Source organism: Limosilactobacillus vaginalis, assembly GCF_025311515.1.
Classification (GTDB): Bacteria; Bacillota; Bacilli; order Lactobacillales; family Lactobacillaceae; genus Limosilactobacillus; species Limosilactobacillus vaginalis.
This window is the reverse complement of record NZ_CP104399.1, coordinates 1,828,416-1,847,497: the sequence shown is the minus strand read 5'-3', so window position 1 is coordinate 1,847,497 and position 19,082 is coordinate 1,828,416. Positions and strand designations below refer to the sequence as shown.

Here is a 19,082-nt window from a genome sequence, read left to right as displayed (position 1 = left end):
AAATATTCAGTTAATTAGTTAAACCGATGCTTTAATAAACCAAAGCCAAACATTGAAGCAACAGAAGCTAGTCCAAGGCCAGAAGCAGCTACTGCTTCACCGTTGTTATTACCTGTTTGTGGTAAAGTCTTCATCCCACTGTTTGACTTAGTTGCAACATAGGTTGGTTGTTGCGTATTAGCAGTGGTTGAACTTGCGGTATTGTTAGTAGCAACTGAACTTTGTGCCTGTACTTGTGAATTATTATTAGTAACAGATTGACTATTACTTTGCTGGACATTGTTGTTTGCCTTGTAACCATCTAGTTGAGTAGTTAACCGCCAGGCATCACCGTTGCCTTGCTTGGCAGCAGTGACAAAATCAACCTTACTATCTGGATAAGTAGCTTTCCAGTAGTTTTCCAAGTTTTGGTATGATTCAGCGTGTGCAGTGGAGCTAATCGTAGCAACCCCCATAGTCATTGCAGCAACAAGAGTAGTACCAGAAATAGCTAATTTTTTCAGATTTTACATTATTAAATCCCCCAATAATAAAATTTGCCATAAGCTATTTTTAGACTAGCTCTCTTAGTCAATTAGTCGCAATAGCGTAAAGAAGATTTTATTATTTTCACTGTTTTAACTGAAAAAGTATCAAAGTTTTTTCAGTTAAAATGATGATCAGCGTGGGTGATATTATTTTTTTAACTGCCTTAAAACTTCATCAGCAATTTCGTGGTTAGTCCACATCCAAATTGCGTGACCAAGACCTTCGGAAAGGTGTTCTTCAAAAGGCTGATCTTTAGCATCAGGAACAGTCTTCATTGCGGGCATAATTACTAAGTGGAAGGCAACCCAAACAGCGATCCCAAATGGAATTCCTTCACCAAGGGTTAATAATTTAACCTTCTTTTCTAGTAGAGCAGCATAGGCAGTCGCAAAGGAAATCGAGAAGCCAAAGTGAACTAGGTATGATACCCAAGGAAGTTGTTGCCCAGAGTATGTATAAGTAGCTTGAGTAAGTTTAGCGGGAACCCCGAGTTGTTGAAGCAGAGTTTGGGGTGGATTAACCTTGTCCCGTTCTGGGGTTCTTGGTGGGAGAATATTTTCCCAGCCGAGTTTAACAAGCCCAGAGATTACCCCAGCAGCAGTTCCAGCAATTAAAGTGTTTTTTAAATTAAATTTTGACATTTTAGGTTACTCCTTTGATGGATTAATAGTATTTTTATCTGCCATTCGTTTGAGGTAGTGCCAAATTTGGGATCGATAGCGACGAAGGCAGAATAGCAACAGTAGGTAAACCAAAATACATAAACCGATCCAAAGCGGGTCTTGCGAAACAAAAGCAGCAAACACGACCGCATTAAGTGGCCGGGCCATCAAATTAAAACTTGTTACAAGAATAATCCCGGCAGGAATAGCGGCTCCGTAGTGAGAAATGGCTCCAGTATAAATTGAAGCTAGCCAGCTAGAGCAGTATAGGCCGATACTGAACCAGACTATTCCGTTGGCGATGACTTTGAGAATGTTCCCGTTAGTGATCGCAACGATAGACTCGACCATAAAGGGCAGGGCAATTAGATCAACAACTGGTAAAGTACGATTGCCCGGCAGAATAAAGGCAATTACGACCATAATTGGAATTAAAATAATTCCTGAAATAATCGTTGCTGATTCGCCATACCCAACGCCGTCATCTACCGCAAGAAACCAGCGCTTACGGTCGTTGAGGGGATCGGTAATGTGTTGAGTATTAGCCGCGGTTTTCCGTTGTTGATCAATGCTATTAGCTAGAGGCTTAAACGCTTTAGCAAAGACGTCAGTAACTAACGGAAAAATGGTCATTACAGCTGCTAATTGAACGGCAAACTGGAAGATCTGGCCCCAAGCATGGTAACTAGTGAGCCGATTAAGGTTGCCAAGGATTCCAATTAGCAGACCGAGGATTGCTCCAAGAGTAGTTGGCTGACCAAAGACACCAAACTTCTGTTGAAATGTTTTGGGAGTTAAATGAACTTTATTGAAGCCCAGTATATTCCAGAGCGGATCCAATAAAATTGCAGGAACTGTTTGGACAATATTTTGGGCAGCACAAACCGTTGTATTCTTAATCTGGTAGTAAGATGACCAACGATCTGCTTGGACTTCAGCTAACTCAAGAGTATAGAGAAGCATGAAAAATGATAATCCCATTGCTAACCAAAAATTATGGGTAGCGTAATAGGCAAGTGTTCCCCAAATCATAAAGCCAAAGTTATTCCATAAGTTAGAGGGCATAAAGACCTTCGTGACTCCAACCGCGAAGAGAATAAATTCTGCAATAAGGCCGAAGACAAAGAAAGCAAGACCAACTGAGGAGTTAAAACTCGCCAGGGAACCTGCTTGCCAGCCAATATCGACCACTGGAAGCTTGATGCCGACATTGTTGACCATTTGGTGGATGATTTTAGTGACAACTGGAGTAAACTCACCAATAATCCAGGAGAACCCCGTTAGCCCAACTCCAGCATACAAGGCAGACATTGCCGCAGTCTTTAGTTTAACCCGAAGAAAAAGGGCGATGATGAAAATCATGATTGGTACCACAACGGTAGCGCCAAAAGCATTGAAAAATTGACTTACAGATGAAAGCAAAACTTCATCCTCTTTCTATTTCTATTTGTCATGAAATAATAACAAAAGTAATTACTAGGTAAGCCTAATAATTACAAAATAAGCTTACCTAGTAACCATTTATTTTATTGTACAACGAAAGGTGGGAAGGGTTAGGTAAAACGCTTGTTAATTAGGTAGCTTGAGTAAAGCAGCGATCCCCATTCCGCCACCAACGCAGAGGGAGGAAATCCCAGTTTGCTTTTGCAGATCCTGCATTTCGTGGACAAGGGTAACAACAATTCGGGCTCCTGAACAGCCGACCGGATGGCCAAGGGCGATTGCACCACCACGAGGATTAACCTTATGATCATCTAGTTTTAGTAGTTGCTCGCAGGCAATTGATTGTCCGGCAAAGGCTTCATTTAACTCAAAAAGATCAACGGCATCTTTATCAAGGCCGGTTTGAGCAAATAACTTATTGATGGCGTAATATGGGCCAAGTCCCATTACTGCAGGATCAAGGCCAATAGTAGCGGAAGTCTGCCATTCTGCCAGTGGGGTCAGGTGATACTTCTTAACTGCTGATTCACTAACAAGAATGACTGCAGCAGCACCATCATTTAATCCAGAAGCATTTCCTGCCGTAACTGAACCATCCTTTTTGAAAGCTGGTTTCAATCCCTGGAGAGCGGCCAGAGAAGTGTTGGCTCGGGGTGCTTCGTCAGTATCAATTGCGGTATCTTGGTGGTGGATAGTGACGTTGACTGGGGTGATTTCAGCGTCAAAAGCATGGTCTTGCTGTGCTTGGACAGCCTTTTGGTGACTGTGAAGAGCAAATTCGTCTTGTTGGTAACGAGCAATATGATAGCGTTCGTTAACATTTTCAGCGGTAATACCCATTGCGTAGCCACCCCAGGCATCTTGGAGAGCATCGTTCTGCATGGTATCTACCAGCTCACCATTCCCGAATTTATAACCATGACGGGCATTTAAAAGAACGTATGGGGCACGAGACATGCTTTCCATTCCACCAGCAACAATCACCTGGGCCTGTTCAGACTGAATCAGTGAGACACCAAGAATAATGCTGGATAGTCCCGAACCACAGACATCATTGATTGTAATTGCTGGAGTTGCTTGATCCAACCCAGCAGCGATGGCAGCTTGACGGGCAGGATTTTGTCCAGCACCAGCTTGGAGAACATTCCCCATTAAGACTTGATCAACCTGCTTGGCAGAAATGCTAGCTTTGTGCACCGCATCTTTAATTACAGTTGCCCCTAAATCAATTGCTGACTTTGATGAAAGGGCCCCACCAAACTTACCGATTGGTGTCCGTTGAGCTGCAACAATGTAAACTTTTTCCATCAATTATTTCTCCCCACAAAATAAAATTACTGTACTAGTTTAGCGAGAAAAAAGAGGAGCCGCAAGTATTTGACCCGGACTTTGTGAATCATTAATCTTATTTTAAAAGTTGGGGATTAATTTTCCGATCACGGTAATAAAATTTCCGATCGTGTTCAGAAATTTGCCGAGAAACTTTAGCTGGAACGCCCATTGCAACAACATTTGCCGGAATATCACGGGTGACGACAGCGCCAGCACCAATGACAGAGTTGTCGCCAATGGTAACACCGGGGAGAATAATAATTCCAGCCCCCAACCAGCAATTGTTGCCGATTTTGATGGGGAGGTTATATTGGTAACCCTGTTTTCGTAGTTCAGGAAGGATTGGGTGAGCGGCAGACGACATAGTGACGTTTGGCCCAATCATTGTATTATCGCCAATGGTTACATAGGTATCATCAGCAATTGTAAGGTTGAAATTTGCGTAGACATGGTTACCAAGTTTAATGTGGTGACCACCCCAATTTGCATGAAATGGCGGTTCGATATAACAATCTTTGCCAACTTTCGCAAACATTTTTTTGAGTAATGTCTGTCGTTTCTTCCCCTCAGTAGGAAGAGTCTGGTTATATTCATACATTGGCAGCATTGCTTGGGTTTGTTCAGCAAGGATTGCAGGATCTTCTGGTGAATAGATGTCCCCAGAATGAATCAGCTTACGGTTATCTATCTTCATCAACTCCAATAATGTATTTGTTATTCAAATTTTTATGTAAGCGAATACATTATAACAGAATACAACAATTATCAGTTTAGCTAATAATTGTTGTATTAAAACGGTTTTTAGAAGTTTAATCAGCCAAGCCAGCGTTGTTGTAAGCAACAGGATCATCAATATTACTCAAGGCATCCTCAATTGGAGTCTTCCCCGAGCGCATCATGATAATGTGACCGATAGTGTCCTTGTATTTGAGAGTATCAGTAAGAACCTTGGCAACATCAGGAATGGGGTTAGTAGTGTCATCACCTTCACCGAGGGTTACCATACCAGTTCCCGGCTCGTCAGTGAGGGATGCAGGTTGGACGATTGTGTAAGCTAGCTTAGTGTTATGGATCAGGTAATTATCTGCAAAGAACTTAGCAATATTATAGTCGGTAATCGCAGCCAGAGCTTTGTACTTAGACCACATTTGCGGCTGGAGTGCGTACATTGAACTTAACATGATGTAACGTTCAATTCCGTCGCGTTCCGCAGCCATCATTGTTTTAACGGCACCAAATGCGTCCGTCTGAAGGAGATCTTTTCCTCTGGAGCCAGCAACAAAGTAAACTACGTCACACCCATCCATAACCTTAGCAATTTCGTTAACTTCTGCATGAAGATCAAGCTTGACTGCAGAGATACCGTCAAGTTTAACGATCTTTTCTGGATTACGAGAACCAGCAACTACTTCATTACCATCTTTAATAAGATCCTTAATTAGTTCAGTGGCAACCCGGCCTGAACCACCAGCAACAAATACTTTACTCATGGTAATTCCTCCTTTGGTATTACTATCCTAATTTTAACCGTTCGTTATAATTCAAGAAAGCGATAACACTTCCAGGGTAATTAATAGACGGTTAACGAAAAAGTGAGTTATGATTAAAGAGTAATAGTCACTGAAAAGATTTGTAAAAGAAGGGATTATTGTGACAGAAGAAAAGCATTTAACCACAGAAATGGTTAAAAAGTACCAAAAAGTTTTTCATGCGCGAAAAGATGCGGAAGTAATTGCTCGTGCCGTTCAAAAGAATGGGATTAAGAATGCCAGTGAAGACCCTACCGCTAGTCAACGCCTTCACAGAGCATTTTCCTATGAAATTAAAACTGGGAAGCCAAGTAACCAACGGCATAGTGGTCGATGCTGGTCATTTGCGACCCTGAATACGATGCGGCATAAGTTTGCTAAGAAGTATAATTTTAAGGACTTTGAACTTTCCCAAAACTACCTATTCTTCTGGGACCGGATTGAACGGGCAAATATGTACTTCCAAAAGATTATTGAAACCGCAAAGAAGCCTCTTCATGACCGGACTGTTGACTTTTACTTGAGCTTTGCCTTGAATGATGGTGGTCAGTGGGCTAATGCGGCCTCGATCATTGAGAAGTACGGGGTTGTTCCAGAATATGTAATGCCTGATACACATAATACTCGTGATACTAGTGATGTTGCTGAAGTAATGAATTACTTAATGCGGAAAGATGCATTAGAACTACGGCACATGGTTAATGATGGTGCAAACGAAAAGGAATTGGCAGAAGCACAACAACGAATGATGGCTGATGTTTATAAGGTCGCTGCCTATTCCTTTGGTGAACCACCGGCAAAGTTCGATCTCGAATTCCGTGACGATGATAAGAAGTTCCACCAAGTTCTTGGTCTTACGCCACTGAAGTTCTATCGTGAATACTTTGACACGAACCTTAATGATTATGTTGTAATCACTAACGCACCTGATCACGAATATAACAAGGTTTATGCAATGCCAACTCAAGACAGCGTTGCTGGGGGAATCCCAATTAAATTCGTGAATGTTCCATTTAAGGACCTTCAAGAAACGGCAATGAAACAATTAAAAGCAGGTGAAACAGTTTGGGTTGGTAACGATGTCCTTCAACAAATGGACCGAAAGCGTGGTTTAATGGACGCTAAGTTGTTCCAACGTGCTCAATTGTTAGATGTTGATTTTGTAATGGATAAGAAGGATCGCCTTGAATCGAAGCAGGCAATGGTATCTCACGCCATGACATTAACTGGTTTTAACCTTCAAAATGGCGAACCAAACCGGTGGAAGATCGAAAACAGTTGGGGCAAGGATAACGGTGATAACGGCTACTTTGTAATGACTCAAGACTGGTTTGAAGAGTATACTTACGAAGCGGTAATCAACAAGAAATACCTTAGCGACGACTTAAAGAAGCTCGCCGACAGCAAACCTGTTACCCTGACTGCTTGGGATTCGTTGCAGTAAAGTAGAGTGTGAGCCGCGACGAATTAGCCACCGAGTACTAGAAAATCCCGGACGATGATTGTCTTGCAATCAAGGACGGGATAACTAGGCGGAGGTTGCGGTCACGGCGAACCGATCTAGGCTCTGTGATAGTAGAATACTAGCTCTAGTACATTAAAAATAATAAAAGATAATTTGCTACTGAATGAATCGCTTAATGAGAAAACTCATTGGCGATTTATTTTTCTTTAAAAAATTAACTATCGTTTGCGGTATGATTATTGCTATAAGAGAAGTTTAGAGAGAAAGAAGTTGGTTAAATCGTGGTAAAGCAGAAAAAAGAATCGATCTTCACAAAGGATGTTGTCCTGGTAATGGCAGCATCGTTTTTCTTCATTTTTAGTAATATGTACTGTAATCCGTTAATTAACGGTTATGCACAAGAATTAGGAGCTTCAAGTGCGTTTGCCGGGATTATTGTGGGGATGATGAGTATTGTCGCAATGTTCCTCAGACCGATTGCGGGGAACTTGACCGACCACTTTTCGAAGTATTCACTATCATTCATTGGTGGCGCGTTGTGTTTTCTTGGGGTAATGGGCTATGTAATTACTCCTAATAGTGGCTTACTATTGTTCTTTCGATTAATTAATGGTTTAGGGTATGTCCTTTGTACCGTATGTATGACTACCTGGCTTTCATACCTGGTTCCATTTAACCATGTTGGTGAAGCAATGAGTTTTTATGGTCTGATGAATGCTTTGGCAATGGCCTTTGCTCCAGCAGTGTCAATTAACCTTTACCGGATAATTGGGTATCGGGATGCCATCGTTATTTCGGCCTTATCAGCGTTAATGGTGGTAATTACAGTTCAGTTTGTTAGTAACCGGGCTAAACCGAAACCAGTTCCTCAATCACAATCAGGAAAGAAAAAGAAACTTCATATTAAGATTATTCAACGTGATTCGTTACCAGTTGCGGCTTTAACGGCATTATTTGCAATTCCGTACTTTGCAACCCAAGCGGATATTGTTGCTTATACTGAACAACGTCATTTACCGATTGCTGTTGGTTCGTATTTCCTAATCTATGCTGTTGTTTTATTGGCAATTCGGCTTTTTCTAAGAAACCAATTTGATACCGTTCGTTTTGGCCCTTGGTTAATTACTAGTACTGTTGCCACGATCTTTTACCTCATCATGCTAACGGTGATGAAGACAAATATTGAAATGGCATTAGCGGCTGCAGGAATGGCATTTGGTTACGGCTTGATCTATTCTGTTTGTCAATCAACTGCGATGATGCTTGCACCAGATGATGAACGGGGATTAGCTAGTTCGACTTTCTTCTTGGGATTAGATATTGGGATGACTCTTGGCCCGGTAATCGGGGGAATTGTTGATAGCACAATGCCGGTTAAGTGGTTCTATCCAGTAATGCTCATTACCGTTCCATTGATTCTTTTGATTTACTTCTTTAATCGCCAGAAGTTAAATAGTGCGGTAAACAAACATTAATTTTTACAATTAAATTATTTAATGCTGAAAGACTATCGACGGTCAGTGTTTCATATGAAACATTGGCCGTTTTAAATGATGTTTAACAAGAGTAAACTAGCATTGAAGGAGTGACTAAAATGGATCGAGCAAAGGTAATTATTCATATGTATATGTCAATTGATGGCAAAATCGACGGTGATTGGGATGGCCTTCCTGGCGATAAAATTTCTGGCGATTATTACGATGATCAATTGTTTAGGCTAGGCAGTGCCAATGCTAACGGCAGTAATACGATCGTGATGTATGCTGCTAAGGGGCATCCAGATTTGAGTAAATATGATGGACAAAAAATTGAATACCGTGATTGGGTACCGAGCGGGATCAAGGCAATAACTTGGGATGTTAGTTACGATCGTCGCGGAAGAGCTGGCTGGAAGAAAAATTACTTCCCGTATGCCGGAAGAAGAAACCGCGCAATTGAAGTTGTCACCAAGCAGGCATCAAAGGGTTACCTTGCGTTTCTTCAATCAATGGAAATCCCCTACTTGGTTTGTGGCGATCAAGAAATTAACTTTGCTGAATCGTTAGTTAAGTTGAAAAATTATTTTGATATCAAAACAATGGTCCTGGGCGGTGGCGCGTTAATTAATGGTGCTTTCCTAAGAGCAGGGCTAGTGAACCAAATTTCGCTAGTGGTAGCACCGTATATATCTGGTGATTCAAAGAAGAAGGGGACTTTTGATACATTGGGGAAGTTTATTGACCAACGTTTCCACGTTACTCAAGTGAAGAAACTCGGTGATGGGGGAATTCACCTAATTTACGACCGGGATTAGGTCAGTTAACATAAAATAGCGAAAGCTCTATTTACCAAAACTTCCGCTGCTATACTTACTTTTTAACAATCTCTTGTTTCCAATGATGAAGGTGTTGCTTGGTAATTACGCAAAGACCGTCATCACCAAGCTCTTTCATTTTGTCCGTACACATAATTTTAACGTTTTGATCATTACTAACCTGCTGCTCGCCCCAGTAATTTAAATAGCGAAGGGCAGCGTAAAGATTTTCACCCTCTTCAGTTAAGCGATATTCAACGTGAGGCGGGATGGTATTATAGCTTTTTCGGGCAACTATTCCGGCATCGCCAAGTTCACGAAGCTGATCGCTGAGAACCTTATGTGATGTGCCTAATTGCTTAACTAACTCACCAGTCCGTCGGGGATGGCCAGCGAGGAGGTAGAGAATAACGGGTTTCCACTTGCCGCCAATTAGAGAAAGAGCGTAGTCAGCTCCTGTATTAAACATTTTTACCTGTTCAGCCATAGAAAATCCTCCCTCCAGTAATTCCATTATATTATGAAACCACTAAAGGGAGAATGAATTATCACTATTTGATTAATTTAAACTTTTCACTATCGTCACGGAAATCTTTATTACCAGCGGGGGCTTCGATCGAACCAAACGGCATTTCTGCGCGAAGCTGCCAACTATCAGGGAGGTTGAACGCTTGGTGAATTGCATCATCAATCAATGGGTTGTAGTGTTGTAGGCTAGCACCTATTTGCTGTTCAGCAAGGGCAGTCCAAACAGCTTGTTGGGCGCCACCGATTCCTTGTTCTGCCCAGTCAGCAAAGTTATCTGCATAAGCTGGGAATTGTTTTTCTAATTCATGAACCGTATCTGTTTCGGTTAAAAATAAAACGGTACCGAAGCCTGCCCGGAAACTAGCAATTTTTTGTTGAGTTTTGGCGAATGCTTGGGGATCCTTAACGACTTCCTTTAATGCCACTTCGACAATGTCCCAAACTTTATCTGAAGACTTGCCGAATAAGACTACAGCACGGACAGTTTGACTATTGAATGCGGTTGGGGAATTTTTGATTGCCGTTATAATTAGATCATAAATTTCCTCTGGGGAGTTAGTTAGCTGATCTCCAAGAGCGTAAATTGAGCGCCGTTGGGCAGTTAATTTGTTAAATGTTGAGTTCATAAGTATTCCTCCGTTCATCGCTTGATTACTTACTAATAATAAGTATAATTGAAAGGCGATGCAAGAGGGGAATTTTATTTCACCTAGTAATAATTATTAAAGAAGGGAAAAATAATGACTAAGCAAGTCGAAAATTGCCCAATTGAAAGTTCGTTAAAACAAATTTCAGGGAAATGGAAAAGTGTAATTATTTTTCGTCTCTTAGAGCATCCCCAATGCCGATTTAACGAATTGCAAAAGTTAATTCCCGAATGTTCACGGCGAATGTTAGCGTTGCAGTTGAAAGAACTGGAGCATGATGGCCTAATTAGTAAAACAGTTTATCCGGTAGTTCCACCTAAAACAGAGTATTCGTTAACGGAACGTGGTAAAAAGCTTAAGCCAGTAATTGAAGGGCTACAAGAGTGGGGAAGGATCAATTAGTCTGGATTAGTAAAAAAATTTTAAATACCGCCTTTGATTGACTGCCAAGTAAATGTTACTTGAGGGTAACTATCTTACACAAAAGTGCTTACTTTTAATAAGTTCAAATCTCCTTATACTTAAAAGTGAACAAAGGTTAGGAGGAAGATAAAATGACAAAGCAAGTACTAATTTTAGGCGCAACTGGCCAAATCGCCCAACACGCAATTAACGCGTTATTAAAGAATAGTGATGCGGAACTATTTCTTTTCACTCGTCACCCGCAACATTTAAAGAATGTAGATGAAGGTCGAGAAAAGGTTATCAAAGGTGATACTTTAAAAATGGATGAGTTGGATGCTGCTGTTTCACAAGCAGATGTTGTTTATGCTAATTTACGGAACCCTGAGATTAAACAGCAAGCTGAAAATATTGTTAAGGCAATGGATAAATATGGAGTAAAGCAGCTTATTTGGATTTCCTCAATTGGGATCTATGATGAAGTTCCTGGTAAGTTCGGTGAGTGGAACAATGCTGAATTAGGTGGTGGTCAAAAGGATAGTTACCTTGGAACTTACCGCAGTGCAGCTGATGTTATTTCTGCTTCTGATCTTGATTACACAATTATTCGTCCGGCATGGTTAACAAATAAGGATGAGGTTGATTACGAAACAACAGAACGAGGAGAAGCGTTTAAAGGGACTGAGGTTTCACGAAAGTCAATTGGTAATTTTGTAGCAAAAATTATTGCTGATCCCGCTCCATATGCTCGTAAGGATTTCGGTGTTAATAAACCTAATACTGACGGCGATAAGCCAAATTGGCTTTAATGAAAATAACTAATGCTGATAGTTAAATAAAATAAGGCATCAATGACCTTCTGTAAAAGAAGATCATTGATGCCTTATTTTAGAATTGGGTAAAATTATCGATATTGATAATCTTTTTGGGCCATCTGGAATAAAACACGGTCGTATTTTTGAGTGCCATCAGGGAAATTAACAGTGAATTTCTCAAGGTTACCACCCTTTTCAATCTTTCCGGATGATTTCTTTGTTATTAGTCCATTATCGATTGTGACCTTATTGTTCTTAATTTTGTAATATTTCTTGCTAGTGGCTTTGTTAAGGATTGTCCGGTCAGCGAGATAGCGATTAATTGTTCGTGGGGCAGCCTTTTCTTCTTTCGTGGAATCTTTGGTAATTACTGGTTTACCTGATTGATCAGTATCGGTTATATTAACGTAAGCAGATTTACCATTAGTAGTAAAGAAGACATATTGATGCGCGGTTGTGTAACCATTTGAATTGATAAAAGTAACAAGGTAGACGCGGTTATTTAATGACTTTTGCGACATTGCTTGGATGGGTTTATCTGTAATAGTTATAGTAATGAGAAATGTCATCATGCTAACTAAAATCGGCAATAAGAACTTCTTCATGGACGACCTCCTTTCAAACCATTATCTTTATTATAACAGCTTAAATTTTTTTAAAGGTGTTTGGTGGTGTGGCAGTTCAGAAGCGAAACATTAGTGCTTAAGACCTGATAGTGTTATAATCAAATTAGAGAATGAAATAATTAGATTTGTTGACTAAGGAGGCAGTAGCTAATGGCAGAAAAGACTTTTACTCGCGAAGAATTAGCAAAGCTTAATGGACAAAATGGTCAACCAGCATATGTTGCCATTTCTGGAACAGTTTATGATGTCTCGAATAAGGCTGCTTGGAAGGGTGGTAAACACCACGGTAATGAGGCCGGTCAGGATCTAACAGATGTTCTGTATAATGAGTCGCCTCATGGAGATAAGGTATTAAAGGATTTACCAGTTGTTGGTAAGTTAGTATAGAAAATAAAAGTCCCTGACAATCATTAGAGCTAACGATTGTCAGGGACTTTCTAATTGGGCAGGGCCTAAATGTGTTCAGCCTAAGCTCCCTCAAGATAACGGCCTCTCTCCTAGGCGCGAGTCGCCTTTGTCGAGAGAAATCGTTATCATCCGGGAGCTTTTAACGGCTTCGCACTCTCCTAGCCCCAAACCTGTTCTGCAATTTGCTTAACGAGCTTGATCTTTGCCCATTCTTGATCCTCGGTTAAGATGTTTCCTTCTTCGGTTGAAGCAAAACCACATTGGGTACTTAGGCAAAGGTGATCAAGGGGATGGAATTCAGCAGCTTCCTTGATTCGGTCAATGATTGTTTGGGGATCTTCGAGGTCGCCACTCTTAGAGGTTACCAAACCGAGAACGACATACTTGTCATCGGGAACCTTTGCTAATGGTTCAAAGTTTCCTGCACGGTCAGAGTCATATTCGAGATAGAAGGCTTGAACGTTTTCCTTAGCGAAAAGGTGATCGGCTACTGGTCCGTAACCACCCTTAGCAGCCCAGGTTGAGTGATAATTTCCACGACAAATATGAGTAGTGACGGTTAGATCATCTGGAAGGTCCGCGATCGCATCATTGTTTAATTTCAGGTAGGTATTTTCGAGTGCTTCCCGGTCAAAGCCAGCTTTAGCCATTGTTGCCCAGAATTCATCATCAACGACCATTCCCCAAGTACAATCATCAATCTTGACATCGCGGCAGCCTGCATCATAGAGTGCCAGGATTAAATCGTGATAGGCTTTTGCAATATCATGGAAGAGTTCATCATCGGTAGGGTAGTATTTCCGTAAAGCAGCAATGTTTTCGTCACCACGAACTAATTCGGCATAGAATTGAGCCGGTGCTGGAATACTTTGCCGAGGAGTGACGTCTTTACCATCTGTAAGACTTTTCAAGAATTTAAATGCTTCAACATCAGGATGACCTGGCTTGAAGGAAATCTTACCAGCAACCTGTGCAGAGTCCTTACGGGTTTCTTCGTCGTGGAAAAGGTAACCGTGTTCCTGAGTTGTATGCTTAATTCCCGCAAATCCCCAGAAAGTATCAAGGTGCCAATAGCTTCGGCGGAATTCACCATCTGTAACAGCATTTAAACCGGCTGCTTCTTCCTTGTTGACTAGTTCGGTAATACATTGATTTTCGACTTCTGTGAGTTGTTCTTGATTAATCTTTCCTTGGGCAAAATCATTACGAGCTTCCTTTAGCTTTTGCGGACGAAGGAAACTACCAACAATATCATAACGGAATGGTGAAGTAGTGCGAGTTGTAAATTGAGTCATATTGAATACATCCTTTCTTTTTCAGATAAGTTCAGGAAATAAGAGTAAATAAAAAGTCCCTAGGAAAAGCAATTTAACTCTTCCTAGGGACGTCAATTTCAATCATTCAGAAATAACGTGTTACCACCCTATTTTGATCAGACCTCACAGCCTAATCCTCAGTAGGTACACCCGAAGGTAAACCTAGACGTTTTATCGGTCGTCAATCGTGAACAACTAACTAGATTAGCTCATCGTTCGTAAATGCTCCAAGACCATCTTCGTCAAAGTCCTCCAGATTGCTTCTCATCTAACGCAACTCTCTGTGCTGGATTTCTAAGACTACTCATCTTTTCAATGCAATTTGTAAATTTGATTGTCATTATATTAGAATATTCTCATTTTGATGTCAATGATTAATCTTCATTATTTTAAAAATTAAGTTTAATTAGTTCGTTGATAGGATAAACACATCGAATAAGTGTATAAAAATAGGGATTTAAAAAGGATATTGACAATTAATAAATAACGAGTTAGATTAAAACACAATTAAATAATAATTATAAAACACGTTGACAAGAAGAGTAGTTAGGATCGGGTTTGCAGAGAGTCCTTGGTTGATGAAAAAGGATAACTAGATGCTAATGAAAATCACTTTGAGTGCCAGGATGAAGTTAGTAATCTGCGGTGGGAGTAGCCCATTATCGCTACCGTGTTTAGTTATTATGACTGAACATTTGAGGTTAATGGTGTGAGCTATTAACGAATAAAAGGTGGTAACACGCAGGAGCGTCCTTAAGGTTGATTAATCAATCTTTGGGCGCTTTTTTATTTATGAATTACCGATCAGCATGAACGCTTTATCACTGAGACTTATTGGTGAGCTAGAGAAAGGGAGTTGGATATTATGAAGTTTACAGTAGTTGGTGCTGGAGCAATGGGTCTCCGCTTTGGTGTATTGCTGCAAGAACAAGGAAATGAAGTTGACTTTGTGGAAGGTTGGCAACCACATTATGACAAGATGAAGGAACAGGGTGGGGTATACGTTACCCGTGAACACCAAAATAAGCACCTCGTTCCGGTAAACGTCTATACTCCAGAAGAATATCAAGCAACCGATGCTGACTTTGTGTTCTTTGAACTGAAGCAGATGCAATTAGACGATATGTTGGAACGGTGTAAACATTTCTTCAAAGATCAGTATTGTTTAACCGCGATGAACGGGATGGGGCACGTCGAAAAATTACTTAAATATTTCCCTAAAGAAAAGCTAACTGCTGGAACTGCACTTGTGGCAACCATCTTGACTGGTCCGGGCGAAGTCGAGTTTGTTGGTAAGCCAGGGATGGGGACTACCAATTGGGCAAACTATACCGAGAAGCCGAATGCCAAAACAGATGAGCTAATGGCAGAATTAGAAAAGGCAAACTTCAACCCAACATTAAAGGATAACTTCATGGGAACTTTAATGGCCAAGGTAGTCTTTAATTCAGTTGTTAATACTTTATGTACGATGTTTGAAATCACGATGGGGGAATATGCTTCCTTTGAGAAGGCGGATGAATTATCTCGGCAACTAATTGACGAAGCCTATGACGTTTGTGAGCGGGCAGGAGTCCAGTTAGTTAATAGTCGGGCAGAAGAACTGGAGAGTGTTAACTATGTTTCAAAAGTTGGTAACCCTCACCATTACCCATCAATGTATCAAGATATGAGTCATAATCGACCAGTTGAGGTTGACTATATCAACGGCTACTTTGTTAAACTTGGGCGGAAGTACCACTATGAAGCAAAAACCCATAACTTTGTAACTAACTTAGTTCACCTTGCGGAAGCTACGCGGGAACATCGGAAGTAATAAAAGATGGCGGCTTGGAAAAGCGTTTTTCCAAGTCGCCATTTTTTGTGATTATCCTATAAGTTTGGATCCATTTTGAAAGTTAACTTTGATAACTCGGTTCCCTGAGTCATTAAGTCGAATAACAATTCTTTTGCTTTAGCGTTACAGTGGCTCGCAATCTCATGGTTTTGACCAGTAAGGTAAGTTATGAGTTGTTTACCGGCAAGCTTTTTGGCATGTTCATCAACCTCGTGAATCTTTCGCCGGCACCATTCGCCAAGTTCTTTTTGGAAGTCGAGATCGGCCTGATTAAATTCGCTGTAATGGGCTTCAACGACCATTGCAAGAGCTTCATTAAGCCAAAAAGCACTCTTCAAATCCATCTTTTTTGGCAACTCACGGTATGAAACATCGGTATCATCCGCGTTAGCAAAGAATGGAACATAGGCATTGAAGCTTGGAACTCCCATTTCGATCCATTGGACAGCGGCATGCTTTGAATCAACGCTATTTCTCATTTGAAGAATATGTGATTGAGCAGTCCGGGAAAGGGAAATTGCCCGGTAGACTTTTCGATCGTGCTCATTACCGTCACCGAGTGGATCGTACTTTGTTTCATTGTAGTGGGACTTCAAAATATATTGGATATCTTCAACCGCAATTTTTCGTTCTGGCTTCCGGATAAAAGGCATCTCTGAAGATTCAGGCGTTTGGTTAGCAGCAGCAACAGGATTGAAGTAGCGTTGGACAAACCAAACCCGGGGAGTATTGTAATGATGATCGAATTGGGTATTTGTCCCAAAAATATGACGGAAATTCCATTGATCATTGTCCGGATTTAAACCATGAAGATTAACAAACTCTTCAATTCCATCGGACCACATGTAGTTATCTGAATCTTCAAAGTTAATTTTTTCAATGGCAATTTGGTTAGCAGCGACAGCATAGCAATCATCAGGAATCCGAACTGCTACCCAGTGGTGTCCAGTAGCAATTTCCATGTACCAGACCTCGTTTTGGTCGTTAAATTGGACGCCGTTACCTTCAGCAGACCCATACTTTGACACTAACTTGCCCAGATATTCTACGCCTTCACGGGCACTATGGATGTATGGCAGGACAAGGTTAGTCATTGAGTCTTCAGCTAGACCATTCTTAACGTATGGATCATAGGCAAGAACGCGATCATTAGCGTAAACACTTTCGGTGGCACTTTCACCAACATTTGCTTCGTTAAACCCATCTTCTTCATTTGGCCCCATGCTTTGGTCACCACTTGGTGTTGCAGTGTAGCGCATTCCGGTTGCTGGTAATTTGACGGTTAGTTTATTGTATGGTGAAACATATGTCTCGTCTCGGCCAGAAACTGCTGGTTGAACGATAAACCGTTTTGGTTCGATTGCAACTACCCGGTCTTCATTTCGGGCAATAAAAGTTGAACCATCCATTGAAGCTTTCTTGCCAACCATAATGGACGTACAAGCAGAATTTTTAAAACGAGTCATTAAATCAGATCCCCTTTGTGTAATAATCCAAAAGTTCTATCTTCTTTTATTTGACACTTTCGAGGCTGGGATCTAAAAAATGTTATTTTACTAGCTTATAACCAAAGCCACGAACCGTTAATAGGTGATCTGGTTTATGTGGATCATCCTCAAGTTTATCCCGGAGATGACTGATATGGATATCGACAATTCGGGAAGTATTAAGAATATCGTATCCCCACACACCATTTACGAGTTGTTCCCGACTGAGTACCTGATCGTGATGTTCAATTAAGTAAGCGAGCAGTTGAAACTCTTTAGGAGTAAGCTCAACTGGCAAATCGTTCTTAGTGACAGTGTAATTTCCCTGATCGATTTGCCATGAACCGATTGAAGCTATTTGTGGTGAACTTCTTTTTTTAACAGGCGCAGACTCCTTTAGCTTTAACTGCTGATAAAGCCACAGCCGTTGTTCGATTAATGGTTGGATGATGCGTTCATTAAACGGAAACAAAATCAGATCATCCACTCGTGCTTTATAAAGCTTTCGCTGAATTCGTTCTGTTAGTTTGGTCGCAAAAGCAATGATTGGACCATGAACCTGCTCGCGGATCAAGGTCATTGTCGCGATTGTGGTATCTAGGGTTGTGTCAGTAAGATCCCAGAAGATCCCCGTAATTGGCTGCTTTTCAAGTTCAACCACTAATCCGGTTGGTGTTGTAATTTGGCTAAGAGTCCACCGTGCTTTTTTACAGAGGGTGGTTAGTTGCTGAGTTAATTCAGTGTTCTGACTCATTAGTAAAAATTTGTTAGTCATATTCTTCTCCAAAATTTACACAACTTTTACAATGCGAAGATTAAATATTTACATCGACTTGATATTCTCTATTTGTATCATATGAAGTTGACGAAAACAACTAGGGAGATAAGATGAAAAGAATAATCACGGGGATTATCGGTGCAGCAATAATTATCGGATTAGGAGCCGGTTGGGTTGCAGCGAAAAAACAACCGCCTCAAGAAAAAATCACAATTGTTGGTTCTACTGCCCTTCAGCCACTAACTGAAGCAGTTGTTGAAAACTATCGAAAGGTAAAGCCACGGACGAGTATTACTGTCCAAGGTGGCGGATCTGGGACCGGATTGAGTCAGGTTCAAGCTGGAGCAGTTAATGTTGGTTCATCAGACATCTTTGCGGATCAGCAGGATGGGATTAATGAAAAGAAGCTCATGGATCATATCGTTGCAGTTTCTGGAATTGTTCCAATTGTAAACCAGAAACTGGGAATTAATAATCTATCGCTTAAACAATTGCGACAAATTTATACGGGAAAGATCACGAACTGGCAACAAGTCGGTGGACCTAATTTACCAATCACGGTGATTAATCGGGCTGCTGGAAGCGGTACTCGGGTAGCATTTGAACAGGTAGTCCTCAAGAATGGTGAGCGGTCAGTCAATGCTCAAGAACAAGATTCGAACGGGACTGTAAAAGAAATTGTCAAGAATACTCCGGGATCAATTAGTTACATTTCCTTTGCTTACCTTAACGGCCAAGTTCAGCCAGTAAAAATTAATGGAGTTGCGCCAACGGCAAAGAATGTTACGACAAATAAGTGGCCATTATGGTCATATGAGCACATGTATACTCAGAAAAAGCTAACTAAGGCAACTAAAGAGTTTATTAATTACATGCAAACGAAGAAGGTTCAACAATCATTAGTCGAGGATGCAAACTACATTAATATTCATGATATGAAAGTCCAACGAACAGCGGACGGGAAGACAAGGATAAAGGAGTAAACG

The 19,082-nt window shown here is 40.9% G+C and carries 20 protein-coding genes and 1 other annotated feature; of the genes, 8 read left to right on the top strand and 12 right to left on the bottom strand.

The genetic code is table 11. The features are described from left to right. Positions 1–14: 14 nt before the first annotated feature. The 6 genes from N4627_RS09020 to N4627_RS08995 form a co-directional block, all read right to left on the bottom strand. The gene (locus tag N4627_RS09020) at positions 15–461 is read right to left on the bottom strand and encodes an LPXTG cell wall anchor domain-containing protein (RefSeq protein WP_260964783.1); all 447 of its coding nucleotides are present in this window, start codon (positions 459–461) and stop codon (positions 15–17) included. A 213-nt stretch (positions 462–674) separates the two neighbouring features. Further along, positions 675–1,169, bottom strand: a complete 495-nt coding sequence (locus N4627_RS09015; RefSeq protein WP_260964782.1) for a DUF1440 domain-containing protein — start codon at positions 1,167–1,169, stop codon at positions 675–677. 6 nt (positions 1,170–1,175) lie between these two features. Further along, positions 1,176–2,612 carry a PTS transporter subunit IIC gene (locus N4627_RS09010; RefSeq protein ID WP_191336901.1) on the bottom strand — a complete coding sequence of 479 codons (1,437 nt, stop codon included), beginning with the start codon at positions 2,610–2,612 and terminating at the stop codon, positions 1,176–1,178. A 147-nt stretch (positions 2,613–2,759) separates the two neighbouring features. Beyond that, positions 2,760–3,941 carry an acetyl-CoA C-acetyltransferase gene (locus N4627_RS09005; protein ID WP_098044963.1) on the bottom strand — a complete coding sequence of 394 codons (1,182 nt, stop codon included), beginning with the start codon at positions 3,939–3,941 and terminating at the stop codon, positions 2,760–2,762. A 97-nt stretch (positions 3,942–4,038) separates the two neighbouring features. After that, on the bottom strand, positions 4,039–4,659 hold the full coding sequence (locus N4627_RS09000) for a sugar O-acetyltransferase (protein WP_260964781.1): 621 nt from the start codon (positions 4,657–4,659) through the stop codon (positions 4,039–4,041). Between the two features lie 115 nt (positions 4,660–4,774). Beyond that, positions 4,775–5,455 (bottom strand): SDR family oxidoreductase, encoded by a 681-nt coding sequence (locus N4627_RS08995; protein WP_260964780.1) that lies wholly within the window; start codon positions 5,453–5,455, stop codon positions 4,775–4,777. Positions 5,456–5,615: 160 nt separating this feature from the next. Between N4627_RS08995 and N4627_RS08990 the strand changes: the two genes are divergently transcribed. The 3 genes from N4627_RS08990 to N4627_RS08980 all read left to right on the top strand — a co-directional run bounded on the left by N4627_RS08990 (position 5,616) and on the right by N4627_RS08980 (position 9,252). Further along, positions 5,616–6,938, top strand: coding sequence for a C1 family peptidase (locus N4627_RS08990; protein ID WP_124031859.1), 1,323 nt, complete (start codon positions 5,616–5,618; stop codon positions 6,936–6,938). Positions 6,939–7,291: 353 nt separating this feature from the next. Continuing rightward, complete coding sequence (locus N4627_RS08985; RefSeq protein ID WP_260965092.1) at positions 7,292–8,434, top strand: MFS transporter; 1,143 nt, start codon at positions 7,292–7,294, stop codon at positions 8,432–8,434. Positions 8,435–8,553: 119 nt separating this feature from the next. Then, the gene (locus N4627_RS08980) at positions 8,554–9,252 is read left to right on the top strand and encodes a dihydrofolate reductase family protein (protein WP_191336900.1); all 699 of its coding nucleotides are present in this window, start codon (positions 8,554–8,556) and stop codon (positions 9,250–9,252) included. Positions 9,253–9,307: 55 nt separating this feature from the next. Here the strand turns inward: N4627_RS08980 and N4627_RS08975 are convergent, their stop codons facing one another. After that, the gene (locus tag N4627_RS08975; RefSeq protein WP_191336899.1) at positions 9,308–9,739 is read right to left on the bottom strand and encodes a winged helix-turn-helix transcriptional regulator; all 432 of its coding nucleotides are present in this window, start codon (positions 9,737–9,739) and stop codon (positions 9,308–9,310) included. Between the two features lie 64 nt (positions 9,740–9,803). Next, a complete protein-coding gene (locus N4627_RS08970) occupies positions 9,804–10,406 on the bottom strand; it encodes a nitroreductase family protein (protein ID WP_191336898.1) in 603 nt (200 codons plus the stop codon). A gap of 114 nt (positions 10,407–10,520) precedes the next feature. On the opposite strand from N4627_RS08970, the gene N4627_RS08965 reads away from it, so the two are divergent. Next, positions 10,521–10,829, top strand: coding sequence for a winged helix-turn-helix transcriptional regulator (locus tag N4627_RS08965; protein ID WP_260964779.1), 309 nt, complete (start codon positions 10,521–10,523; stop codon positions 10,827–10,829). Positions 10,830–10,981: 152 nt separating this feature from the next. After that, positions 10,982–11,638: an SDR family oxidoreductase gene (locus N4627_RS08960; RefSeq protein WP_260964778.1), complete on the top strand. Its 657-nt coding sequence runs from the start codon at positions 10,982–10,984 to the stop codon at positions 11,636–11,638. 95 nt (positions 11,639–11,733) lie between these two features. Here N4627_RS08960 and N4627_RS08955 read toward each other — a convergent pair whose 3' ends face one another. Then, positions 11,734–12,249 (bottom strand): hypothetical protein, encoded by a 516-nt coding sequence (locus N4627_RS08955; RefSeq protein ID WP_003716368.1) that lies wholly within the window; start codon positions 12,247–12,249, stop codon positions 11,734–11,736. Between the two features lie 171 nt (positions 12,250–12,420). Between N4627_RS08955 and N4627_RS08950 the strand changes: the two genes are divergently transcribed. Continuing rightward, entirely contained in the window at positions 12,421–12,657 is a 237-nt protein-coding gene (locus N4627_RS08950) for a cytochrome b5 domain-containing protein (protein ID WP_260964777.1), read from the top strand. 179 nt (positions 12,658–12,836) lie between these two features. On the opposite strand, the gene N4627_RS08945 is transcribed toward N4627_RS08950, so the two are convergent. Next, on the bottom strand, positions 12,837–13,973 hold the full coding sequence (locus N4627_RS08945) for a 5-methyltetrahydropteroyltriglutamate--homocysteine S-methyltransferase (RefSeq protein WP_098044464.1): 1,137 nt from the start codon (positions 13,971–13,973) through the stop codon (positions 12,837–12,839). A gap of 542 nt (positions 13,974–14,515) precedes the next feature. Continuing rightward, positions 14,516–14,752 (top strand) — a binding site (T-box leader). Between the two features lie 107 nt (positions 14,753–14,859). On the opposite strand from N4627_RS08945, the gene N4627_RS08940 reads away from it, so the two are divergent. Then, positions 14,860–15,810 (top strand): ketopantoate reductase family protein, encoded by a 951-nt coding sequence (locus N4627_RS08940; RefSeq protein WP_098044465.1) that lies wholly within the window; start codon positions 14,860–14,862, stop codon positions 15,808–15,810. A 56-nt stretch (positions 15,811–15,866) separates the two neighbouring features. Here the strand turns inward: N4627_RS08940 and N4627_RS08935 are convergent, their stop codons facing one another. Further along, positions 15,867–17,297 carry a C69 family dipeptidase gene (locus N4627_RS08935; RefSeq protein WP_260964776.1) on the bottom strand — a complete coding sequence of 477 codons (1,431 nt, stop codon included), beginning with the start codon at positions 17,295–17,297 and terminating at the stop codon, positions 15,867–15,869. Positions 17,298–17,379: 82 nt separating this feature from the next. Then, positions 17,380–18,093, bottom strand: a complete 714-nt coding sequence (locus N4627_RS08930; protein WP_260964775.1) for a winged helix-turn-helix transcriptional regulator — start codon at positions 18,091–18,093, stop codon at positions 17,380–17,382. Between the two features lie 113 nt (positions 18,094–18,206). Here N4627_RS08930 and N4627_RS08925 point away from each other — a divergent pair, with 113 nt between their 5' ends. Continuing rightward, positions 18,207–19,079, top strand: coding sequence for a phosphate ABC transporter substrate-binding protein (locus N4627_RS08925; protein WP_260964774.1), 873 nt, complete (start codon positions 18,207–18,209; stop codon positions 19,077–19,079). The last annotated feature ends 3 nt before the right edge of the window (positions 19,080–19,082 follow it).

Coding starts and splice junctions, on each gene's coding strand:
- N4627_RS09015 (WP_260964782.1), bottom strand. CDS start 1,169: ATGTCAAAATTTAATTTAAAAAACACTTTAATTGCTGGAACTGCTGCT.
- N4627_RS08955 (WP_003716368.1), bottom strand. CDS start 12,249: ATGAAGAAGTTCTTATTGCCGATTTTAGTTAGCATGATGACATTTCTC.
- N4627_RS08940 (WP_098044465.1), top strand. CDS start 14,860: ATGAAGTTTACAGTAGTTGGTGCTGGAGCAATGGGTCTCCGCTTTGGT.
- N4627_RS08960 (WP_260964778.1), top strand. CDS start 10,982: ATGACAAAGCAAGTACTAATTTTAGGCGCAACTGGCCAAATCGCCCAA.
- N4627_RS09000 (WP_260964781.1), bottom strand. CDS start 4,659: ATGAAGATAGATAACCGTAAGCTGATTCATTCTGGGGACATCTATTCA.
- N4627_RS08945 (WP_098044464.1), bottom strand. CDS start 13,973: ATGACTCAATTTACAACTCGCACTACTTCACCATTCCGTTATGATATT.
- N4627_RS08980 (WP_191336900.1), top strand. CDS start 8,554: ATGGATCGAGCAAAGGTAATTATTCATATGTATATGTCAATTGATGGC.
- N4627_RS09020 (WP_260964783.1), bottom strand. CDS start 461: ATGACTATGGGGGTTGCTACGATTAGCTCCACTGCACACGCTGAATCA.
- N4627_RS08930 (WP_260964775.1), bottom strand. CDS start 18,093: ATGACTAACAAATTTTTACTAATGAGTCAGAACACTGAATTAACTCAG.
- N4627_RS08935 (WP_260964776.1), bottom strand. CDS start 17,297: ATGACTCGTTTTAAAAATTCTGCTTGTACGTCCATTATGGTTGGCAAG.
- N4627_RS08965 (WP_260964779.1), top strand. CDS start 10,521: ATGACTAAGCAAGTCGAAAATTGCCCAATTGAAAGTTCGTTAAAACAA.
- N4627_RS08975 (WP_191336899.1), bottom strand. CDS start 9,739: ATGGCTGAACAGGTAAAAATGTTTAATACAGGAGCTGACTACGCTCTT.
- N4627_RS08985 (WP_260965092.1), top strand. CDS start 7,292: ATGGCAGCATCGTTTTTCTTCATTTTTAGTAATATGTACTGTAATCCG.
- N4627_RS08995 (WP_260964780.1), bottom strand. CDS start 5,455: ATGAGTAAAGTATTTGTTGCTGGTGGTTCAGGCCGGGTTGCCACTGAA.
- N4627_RS08950 (WP_260964777.1), top strand. CDS start 12,421: ATGGCAGAAAAGACTTTTACTCGCGAAGAATTAGCAAAGCTTAATGGA.
- N4627_RS08970 (WP_191336898.1), bottom strand. CDS start 10,406: ATGAACTCAACATTTAACAAATTAACTGCCCAACGGCGCTCAATTTAC.
- N4627_RS09005 (WP_098044963.1), bottom strand. CDS start 3,941: ATGGAAAAAGTTTACATTGTTGCAGCTCAACGGACACCAATCGGTAAG.
- N4627_RS08925 (WP_260964774.1), top strand. CDS start 18,207: ATGAAAAGAATAATCACGGGGATTATCGGTGCAGCAATAATTATCGGA.